A 10,057-nucleotide genomic window follows, 5' to 3' on the forward strand; every position below is an offset into this window, starting at 1 on the left:
TCTTTCATGTTTCTTAGAAGTCTTCTTTCTTCTTAAGTTTCATAGAAGCAATAGCTGTAGCGATTAATGTCATACCAGTTGCAAGAAGTCCTAAATGATCTGCAGTACCTGTTGAAGGAAGAGATTTTTTATCTTCTTTAGGTTTGTCACTAGACTTAGGAGTTTCGCTGGATTTAGGTTTATCACTAGGCTTAGGTTTATCTCCATTTGGTGATGGATTTTTAGGTTTGCTATTACTTGGTGTTGGTATATTTGGAATATCAATTGATGGTGGAGGTGGAAGGAGTTTGTTTACCACGTTTCCTTTATCAACAACAAGGTTTGTTGCAGAAGCAAAGTCGCTTGCAGCAACCTTGATGACTTCATTTGAAAGTTGGTAACCACTTGGAGTTGAGATCTCTTTGATCACGTAATCTTTCGCTTCAAATCCAACAAAGCTTGCAAGTCCATCTTGATCAGAAATTGCTTGCGCTTGGCCTTGTCCATAAGGATTTGCAACAGGTGTCACACCATCTGCTTCAAAGAGTCCAAATACCGCACCGGCAAGGTAATCACCCTTTTCATCTACCTTACGAACTCTAAGGGTGTAAAGTTTCAATTCAGGATTATTCACTGTTGGTGGAGTTGGTGGGATGACCTTATTGATAAAGGTTTTCTTCGCACCGTATGAAACAACTGCTTGGATAGCGTTTGATGCTTCATCTTTTGTGACGGTCACTGTGACATCCACTTGACCTTCGTCATATTGGATATTTGCCTGATCAGCTGGTAGGACTTCTTTAATGGTATATTTATGAGTACCAATCATCGCTTCCGTGTAGGCGATCGCATCAAATGTCACTGTACCATCTGCAGCATTTTGTTTTGTCTGAAGAACAGTTCCATTTTCATCCAAAAGGTTAAAGCTAAATTCGCCACCTTGAAGGTCACGACCTTCTAAAATCTTACTTGTGGTAATTTGTTTTTCACTTGGAGTTGGAGGTGTCGGAGGTGTATACGTGTTGGTAAAAGTAGGGATATTCTTTTTACCGTCGTATTGCACATCCGCATTCAATTGTCCATTTGCATCCTTAGTGACAGTCACTGTTACAGTATGAACAGATTCATCATAAGTGATTGCTGATTCTGGTGTAGCTGGTTTTTGTTCAGTAATTGTGTAGGTGAACGTACCAGCTTCATTAAAGCTTACTGGACTGAAGAGAATATCCCCATTCTCACCATTTGTCTTGGTATCAACGAGCGTACCAGCTTGATCCTTGAGAAGGAAAGTAAACTCATTTGCTTTCAATGTACGATCGCTCGAACCATTGATCGCCAATACTTTTTTAGCCTTGAATTGAGCTGTCGTTGGTTTCACTGTTGGAGGAACAGGAGTTGGAGGTGTATACGTGTTAGTAAAAGTAGGAGTATCCTTTTTACCGTCGTATTGCACATCCGCATTCAATTGTCCATTTTCGTCTTTTGTAACAGTTACTGTTACAGTATGAACCGTTTCATCATAAGTAATAGCTGATTCCGGTGTAGCTGGTTTTTGTTCAACAATTGTGTAGGTGAAAGTACCAGCTTCATTAAAGGTTACTGGATTGAAGAGAATATCACCATTCTCACCATTTGTCTTGGTATCAACGAGCGTACCATTTTGATCCTTGAGAAGGAAGGTAAACTCGTTTGCTTTCAATGTACGATCGCTCGAACCGTTGATTGCCAATACTTTTTTAGCCTTGAATTGAGCTGTCGTTGGTTTCACTGTTGGAGGAACAGGTGTCGGAGGCGTTTTTGTATTTGTAAACGTATCTCCTTTTTCAGTATCCCCACCTGAGTATGTCACAGTAGCGACGAGTTTGTCGTTTTCTTTTTTCACTTCAACGGTAGCAGTGATCATTTGTTTGCTGTAGTTGATTGAAGTATCCGTACCTTGATTTTCGGTAATGGTATAAGTGTGTGTGCCTTCTTCAGTATAAGTAAGTTCTTTAAAGGTTACAGTACCATTTGCTTTGTTTTTAGCAGTTTCAAGGGTATTGTCACCTTCTTTCAAGACAAATTCAAATTGATCGTCTGTCAACGGTATAGTTGTTTCACCTTCTTTAAGAAGCTTTTTAACTTGAAGGCTAGCTTTTGTACTTTCTGTTTTAGGAGCTTCTTTTTTGTTGGTGAACGTATCAGTGGCATTTTCACCATCAGAGTAGGTGACTTGTTCTACAACCAAAGCATTGTCTTTTTCAACCACTACAACGGTAGCTGTGATGGTTTTATCACTGTAAGTAATGGTCTTGTCCGTACCTTTTGTTTCAGTGATGGTATATTTGAATGTCCCTGCTTTGTCTACGGTGATGTTATCAAAAGTAATCGAACCATCATTTTTGTTCTTAGTTGTACCAACAACTTGATCGTTTGAATCTTTTGCAACAAACTCAAAGTCATCGCCCTTAAGTTCGCCACCTTCAAATGCTTTTTTAAGGTTTAAGGTCACCTTAGCATTTGAAACTTTTGGTTTGTTTTGAGTATTGGTGATCGTATTTTTTTGTTCACCATCTCCACCTGAGTAAGTGACAGTAGCGACCAGTTTGTCGTCAGTTTTCTTCACATCGACAGTAGCCGTGATACTTTGTGTACTATAGTTGATAGTAGCATCCGTACCTTTGTTTTCAGTGATCGTGTATGTATAGCTACCTTCTTTATTGAAGGTTAGAGACTTGAAGTTAACAGTGCCGTCTGCTTGGTTCTTGGCAGTTTCGACTACTTTGTTGTTTTCGTCTTTCAAGACAAACTCAAATTGACCTTCTGTGACTGGAACTTGTTTATGTTCCTGATCACCAGCTACTTCGAAAGCTTTTTTAACGACAAGGTCTGCAGTAGTTTCAGTCACCTTTGGTTTGTTTGATGTGTTGACCACTTTAATCACGTTGTCATCATCAATTTTCTCAACTTTAGAAGTGTAACCTTCAGGAGTGTTTGTTTCTACTACTGAATATTCAATGGCCTTACCATCTTTGATACCTGGTAATTTCGTAAATGCTGCTTTCCAGCCAGAAGCTTTTGTAAGGGTTTGTGTCATCCCATCCAAAGCTTTGCCGTCCGCATACAATTGAACAGTAATGTCTTTACGATCAGATTCCTCATCACCAACCCATTCTTTTTGAACGGTCACAGTTGTGTCACCAGAAACCCAGAATTTCAACTCATTGTTGTTCCAGAATGCTGGGTCAGTTTGAGGTGTTTTGATTTCATCAGCAGTCAAAGTAGCGTTGTTATCAACACGGATAGTTGTTTTTGGAATCAATGTTTGGTATTCAACGATCAATTCATCGCTAGATGCTGTTTTGAATACATCACTAACATCAGATAAGTTTACAGTAAATCCGTTACCATCTGCATCGAACTTAATATGTTTCCAGAAGTTCCAACCGGAAGCAACTACGTTTCCACCTTTTCTTAAAGTGAAGGATGGTTTCAAATAGGTTCCTACAAAGAATTCACTTGCAGCGTGGTTTGCTGCAGGAGCAAAAGTGATTTTTGAGTAATCTACAGCTGGAGCTTGGATTTTATCTGACACGACAGGGTTTGTGATGGCTTGTTTCTTACCATCTCCATTGATACGGATGAACCAAGTAGTTAAGTAATAATCATCTCCAACGTTCATCCATGCATAGTTTTCAGATGCATCTAATTTGAATTGCTTAGATACATAGTCACCAGTAAGGTTGTATTTATTTAAGACAGATTCAAACACGCCTGGCCCATCAGGACGTGTGATGACGACTGATTCTGAACCGACTTTAGAAGTGGCGGTCTTGTTTCCAGGATTTCCTGGAGTATTATCCCACTCTGCTTTGTATGAGAAGCCCCCCTTAACGTTTTGGTTCATGGATTCGATTGCTTTCTTAAAAGTAAAAGTAATCTTTTTGTTTGTCATCGAAATGGTTGCGACTTCAGCTCCATTTGCTTGGAGTGATTGAGTTGCGACTTCAGTGATATTGACACCTTCTGGAGCATCAATGGTAAACGTATCGCCTTCTTTAACTGACTTCCCAGTTAAATCCCAGTCAAATGAAAAGGTAACTTTTTGTCCACTTGCCTGAGCCTTTAAATTGGTAACAGTTGGTGAAACAGTAGCCGCGCTAACAGGTTTGATCACAGACAAGCCTAAGGCTACCACGGCGATGATAGCTACAAATGCAACTATCTTTTTATATAGAAATTTCAATTGGCCTCATTTCCTTTCTTTTGCATAAATTTCGTAAAGTTTTTCTATATAGTGATATCTCCTAAAACTGAAAAACTCCTGGTCTTTGCTCCATACAATCAGTTGCTTTATTCGAACATGTATTTAGAGAAGAAGGACCTTACCTCTATTGAGAAAATATGGGGGCATACCTCAATATCCTATCTTTAGTCTATCCATACTAGAGGATTGGTTGGACCTGAAACAAACTTTCTAAAAACAATGATTCGATAGAAAAACGGAAGAAATTTACGCTTCATAATATAAAATGATAATAAGCAGTGCAAACTTAATAGAATAATCATCCCATTACATTTTTAAAAGATTATTATCATATTTATTATATTCTTTTAGTGTGATAAGTCAAGCTAAATGCAACAAAAATAGAGAAAATTGTTCATTTTGTTCCAACCACTACCTGACCTTTTATTTCCCGCCATTTTCGCCTTTCATGTTATAATATTCAGATAAGAAAAAGAGGAGACCAAAAGCTAGATGATCACTTCAAAATACGATTGGCAGTTAGCTTCGCCAAGTGCAGATGAGGCCTTTTTAGCCCTTGCCAAAAAAGCAGGCCTAGAAGCGTCCGTAGCAACCTTGCTGTATGAGCGTGGCATTCAAACCAAAGAGGATTTAGAAGACTTTTTAGAACCCAAACTAGAGAAGCTACATGACCCTTATTTGCTCCATGATATGGACAAGGCAGTGGGGCGCATCCGACGGGCCATCGAAGATTATGAGCAGATCCTCATCTACGGAGACTATGATGCGGACGGGATGACATCGGCCTCCATTATGAAGGAAACCTTGGAGCAGATGGGTGCAGAGGTGCAAGTCTACCTACCCAACCGCTTCACAGACGGCTATGGTCCCAATGAGAGTGTCTACAACTACTTTATCGAGCAGCAAGGCATTTCCCTGATTGTCACGGTGGACAATGGGGTCGCGGGCAATCAAGCCATTGCCATGGCCCAAGCGATGGGAGTTGATGTTATCGTGACGGATCACCACTCTATGCCAGAGGTTTTACCGGATGCATATGCGATCATTCATCCGGAGCATCCAGATGCGGATTATCCCTTCCATTATTTAGCAGGATGTGGTGTGGCCTTTAAGTTGGCCTGTGCCCTCCTAGAGGAAGTACCAGTCGATCTCTTAGACCTGGTAGCAATTGGGACCATTGCTGACATGGTCAGCCTGACAGATGAGAATCGGATCCTGGTCAAATACGGTCTGGGCGTTCTCAAACATACCCAGCGCATGGGCTTGCAGGAACTCCTGGAGATTGCAGGGATTCGTCCGGAGGATGTCAATGAAGAAACAGTTGGTTTTCAGATTGCTCCTCGTCTCAATGCCCTTGGCCGCCTCGATGATCCCAATCCGGCTATTGAACTCCTAACAGGATTTGACGATGAAGAGGCACACGAGATTGCCCTCATGATTCATCAAAAGAATGAAGAACGAAAAGAGATTGTCCAAGCTATCTATGACGAAGCTAAAACCATGGTCGATCCGAACTTGTCTGCCCAAGTCTTGGCCAAAGAAGGCTGGAATCCAGGGGTCCTTGGTATTGTCGCTGGTCGTTTGTTGGAAGAGCTTCATCAGCCGGTCGTTGTTTTAAGTATCGAAGATGGACGGGCTAAAGGAAGCGCTCGAAGTCCTGAGTCGGTCAATATCTTTGATGCCCTCGATCCCCACCGGTCGCTCTTTGTAGCCTTTGGCGGGCATGCCGGTGCAGCAGGGATGACGCTGGAGGTGGACCAACTCCCTGCCTTGTCTCGGGCTCTTACGGATTACATTAGAGAGCAAGGAATTGATCTCAGCAGCAAGTCCAGCTTAGCCATCGACGAGGAACTACATCTAACAGAACTAACGCTTGAGACCTTGAAAATCTTTGATCGCCTGAGTCCATTTGGCATGGACAATAAAAAGCCCGTCTTTTTGGTCCGTAATTTCAAGGTAGAAGGGGCACGCTCGATGGGAGCCGGCAATACCCACTTGAAACTCAAAATTTCTCAAGAAAATGCGACCTTTGAGGTGGTTGCCTTTGGCTTGGGAAGCTTAGAGGCAGAGTTTGCACAGGCGCAAGACCTAGAGCTAGCTGTGCAGTTGTCGGTCAACCAATGGAATGGCCAAACAACCTTGCAGCTCATGCTGGTTGATGCGCGTGTGGACGGCGTGCAGCTCTTTAATATCCGCTCTAAAAATGCTAGTCTCCCCGCAGGTGTTCCTGTTCTTGATTTTACCCAAGAACTGCCAGATCTGACAGGCGAGCCCGCTGTTGTAGTTGGAAATATCCCTGAGGATTTAGAGCAACTACGGCAAATCTTCCAAGAGCATGATTTCCAAGCCGTCTATTTCAAAAATGAGATCGCCAAAGCCTACTATCTGACAGGATACGGTAGCAGGGACCAGTATGCCAAACTCTATAAGACCATCTACCAGTACCCGGAATTCGATGTCCGCTATAAACTCAAAGACCTAGCAGCCTATCTCAAGATCCAGCAGATCCTCCTGGTCAAAATGATTCAGATCTTCCAAGAGCTGGGCTTTGTGACTATTGAAAATGGCATCATGAAAGTCAATAAAGAAGCAGAAAAACGAGAAATCGCAGAAAGCAGCATCTACCAAAACCTCAAACAAACGGTGAAAGAGCAGGAGTTGATGGCCCTTGGAACGGTTCGTGAAATCTACGACTATCTGACAGGTCAGGCCTCATGAAAAGACGGCTAAAATATTTTCTATGGCTCAGCCCCTTCCTGCTTTTAGCTCTTTATTGGTTGGGAATCTACCTGAGCCTAAAAAACCCCATGGAGGAGATCAACTACTCCGAAAATGGTGGGTGGATGCGCCATGTGATGTTTAAGCCATTTACAGAAACGATCGGAAGTGATCGCATCTGGAAGGAAGATGAAGGATTTCAAATGTATCCCTATTCAGATAAAATCGTTGGGGGACAAGAAGACCTGTCCGTCATGATGTTTCGAAACAGTTCGGAATGGGTTTATAGGTATAAATATCAGTTAAAAGAAAATGTATCGGTTCGTATGATGTTCAAATACAATTCTAAAAAAAGAGCATTGATTCAAGAAGAAGTCTATCTTTATGCGGATGATCAAGAAGTAGAGGGTAGTGATTTTCTAAAGAAACTTGCCGCCTATGGCAAAGACCGTGCTTGGTTGAAAAAGCAAAGTAAGAAGGTAGCTGAACAATATATTCTTGGTACTTGGTTCAAGAATGGAAGCTCCCGTTACTCTTGGAAAAACTTAGGGGATATGAAAATCAAGTACAATAAAGTATTAGATGAATAGTAAGCATGTTTCCAATCCCACATCATTTTTCGGATGTGGGATTTTTGCTTTTGACGCGGGAGCTTGGGAAAATGATTTGGCAAAAAATGATGCAAGTTAGTGGAATTCATGATATAATGGAATGTAAAAAATTTTTTATGAAAGAAAGTTAACCATGAATTTAAAAGATTACATTGCAAGCATTGAAAACTATCCACAAGAAGGAATTACCTTCCGTGATATCAGCCCTTTGATGGCAGATGGCAATGCTTATAGTTATGCGATTCGTGAAATCGTCCAATACGCGACGGATAAGAAAATCGACATGATCGTTGGTCCTGAAGCGCGTGGGTTCATCGTTGGATGTCCGGTCGCTTTTGAGTTGGGAATTGGATTTGCGCCTGTTCGTAAGCCTGGTAAATTGCCACGTGAAGTCATCTCTGCTGACTACGAAAAAGAATACGGTGTTGATACCCTCTGCATGCACGCAGATGCCATCAAACCAGGTCAACGCGTCCTTATCGTTGATGACCTCTTGGCGACTGGTGGTACGGTGAAAGCAACCATCGAAATGATCGAAAAACTCGGTGGGGTCGTTGCAGGGTGTGCCTTCTTGATCGAGTTGGACGACTTGAAAGGTCGCGAAGCGATCGGCGATTACGACTACAAAGTTTTGATGCATTACTAATATAGTCTATTGCTATAACTGGCTACAGAAAAACCATAATTGAAAACTATAAGCTCCTATCATATAATGTTAGTTAAGAACTTGTAAGATGGGAGCTTTTTATGCCAATTACTCTAGATAAAAAATTACCAGCAGTTGATATCCTTCGTTCAGAAAATATTTTTGTCATGGATGATGTTCGGGCGACTCACCAGGATATTCGGCCCATGAATGTTCTCATTCTTAATCTGATGCCGACCAAGGTTGCGACAGAAACCCAGCTCTTACGCCTCTTGGCCAATACGCCCTTGCAGATCAATGTGGAGTTCCTCTATATGGCGAGCCATGAGTCCAAGAATACAGCGGCAGAACATTTGGAGAGTTTCTACAAGACCTTTGAGGATATCAAGGATAATTACTATGACGGCTTGATTGTGACAGGAGCGCCTGTCGAAAAGATGGACTTTGAAGAAGTAGACTACTGGGAAGAATTGACCCAGGTCTTTGAATGGTCTAAGCGGCATGTCTTTTCTACCTTGCACCTTTGTTGGGGAGCCCAGGCTGGACTGTACCACCGTTACGGAATTCAAAAAGTAGAGCTCTGTGACAAGCTATCGGGCATCTATGACCAAGCAGTGGTGCGTCCCGATAGTCTGCTCATGAGAGGATTTGACGATCGCTTCCTTGCCCCTCATTCTCGCTATACAGATATTCCTTTGAAGGAAGTCCTTGAAAAGAGCAATCTTCAAGTGATCGCTCAGGGAAATGAAGTTGGGCTTTCCATCATTGCTAGTCCAGACATGCGTGAGGTCTATAGCTTTGGCCATCTGGAATATGATCGCGATACGCTGGCAAAAGAATACCACCGAGATGTCAAGGCGGGCTTGGATCCAGATGTTCCCAAGAATTACTTTGATGGGGATGACGCTAATACAGAGCCTCGCATTCGTTGGAATCTAGCTGCGACGACTTTCTTTAGTAATTGGATCAACTATGCGGTTTATCAAGAAACACCTTACCGCTTGGAAGAATTGGAAAAAGATATTTCATTTTATGGTTACCTATAAAGGGGAATTATGACATATTCACAAGCATTTAAGTATGGCAACTTGGTTCTTCCAAGTGCCTTGCTTTTTCATTATCATGAATTGTTTGACCAAGCAGATGATTACTTGGTTTGGCAGTTTTTCTTCCTTCAAAATACGACTGGCCAAGAGGCCTTAACTCCCAATCAGATTGCTAGTCATCTAGGAAAAACGGTGACAGAGGTCAATCGGATTATGTCCAATCTGACCACCAAGGGACTCCTTCAGTACCGGACCATTGAGCTCAATGGCGAGATTGAAGCCATCTTTGATGCGACCATTGCCCTGGAGCGCTTGGATGAGATTTTAGAATCCCAATTACAAGGGAAGGCACAGAGCGCGCCCGCTAAGGGAAATGTCATCAAGGATTTGGTGGAAACCTTCCAACAAGAACTGGGACGACTCTTGACACCTTTTGAGATTGAAGACCTGACCAAGACTGTGCGCGAGGATCAGACAGATCCAGATGTGATCAAGGCAGCATTACGAGAAGCTGTCTTTAACGGCAAGCCTCACTGGAAATATATCCAAGCCATTTTACGCAACTGGCGCAGTGAAGGCATCAACAGTCTAGCCCAAGTAGAGGCGAAACTACAAGAACGCGAACAAGCCAACCCACGCAATGTGACCGTTTCAGACGATTTCTTGAAGGCCATGGATTTGTGGAAGGATTAAAAAAACTAGCACTTATTTGAGTGCTAGCTGCAGATGGAAGGTTAAGTCTTCCTAGAAACTTTTTTTATGTGAGTACGGACGTCAGCGAACTTCGAAGAAGTTCCATGACTTAGTTTTG

6 protein-coding genes are annotated in these 10,057 nt (G+C 42.3%); 5 read left to right on the plus strand and 1 reads right to left on the minus strand.

Annotated features, from left to right (window positions below):
• Positions 1-13 precede the first annotated feature (13 nt).
• Complete coding sequence (locus ADG03_RS11190; protein ID WP_160312933.1) at positions 14-4,204, minus strand: Spy0128 family protein; 4,191 nt, start codon at positions 4,202-4,204, stop codon at positions 14-16.
• Between the two features lie 513 nt (positions 4,205-4,717).
• Here ADG03_RS11190 and recJ point away from each other — a divergent pair.
• From recJ to ADG03_RS05555, 5 genes are all read left to right on the plus strand, one after another.
• A complete protein-coding gene (recJ, locus tag ADG03_RS05535) occupies positions 4,718-6,943 on the plus strand; it encodes a single-stranded-DNA-specific exonuclease RecJ (protein ID WP_049472323.1) in 2,226 nt (741 codons plus the stop codon).
• A complete protein-coding gene (locus ADG03_RS05540; protein WP_049472321.1) occupies positions 6,940-7,533 on the plus strand; it encodes a TipC family immunity protein in 594 nt (197 codons plus the stop codon). The genes recJ and ADG03_RS05540 overlap by 4 nt, the downstream gene beginning before the upstream one ends.
• A 154-nt stretch (positions 7,534-7,687) precedes the next feature.
• Positions 7,688-8,200 (plus strand): adenine phosphoribosyltransferase, encoded by a 513-nt coding sequence (locus ADG03_RS05545; RefSeq protein ID WP_021153512.1) that lies wholly within the window; start codon positions 7,688-7,690, stop codon positions 8,198-8,200.
• A gap of 101 nt (positions 8,201-8,301) precedes the next feature.
• On the plus strand, positions 8,302-9,246 hold the full coding sequence (gene metA / locus ADG03_RS05550; RefSeq protein WP_049472319.1) for a homoserine O-acetyltransferase MetA: 945 nt from the start codon (positions 8,302-8,304) through the stop codon (positions 9,244-9,246).
• 9 nt (positions 9,247-9,255) lie between these two features.
• Positions 9,256-9,939: a DnaD domain-containing protein gene (locus tag ADG03_RS05555; protein WP_049472318.1), complete on the plus strand. Its 684-nt coding sequence runs from the start codon at positions 9,256-9,258 to the stop codon at positions 9,937-9,939.
• Positions 9,940-10,057: the final 118 nt, after the last annotated feature.

This window comes from Streptococcus parasanguinis (genome assembly GCF_001069785.1).
GTDB classification, from domain to species: domain Bacteria; phylum Bacillota; class Bacilli; order Lactobacillales; family Streptococcaceae; genus Streptococcus; species Streptococcus parasanguinis_T.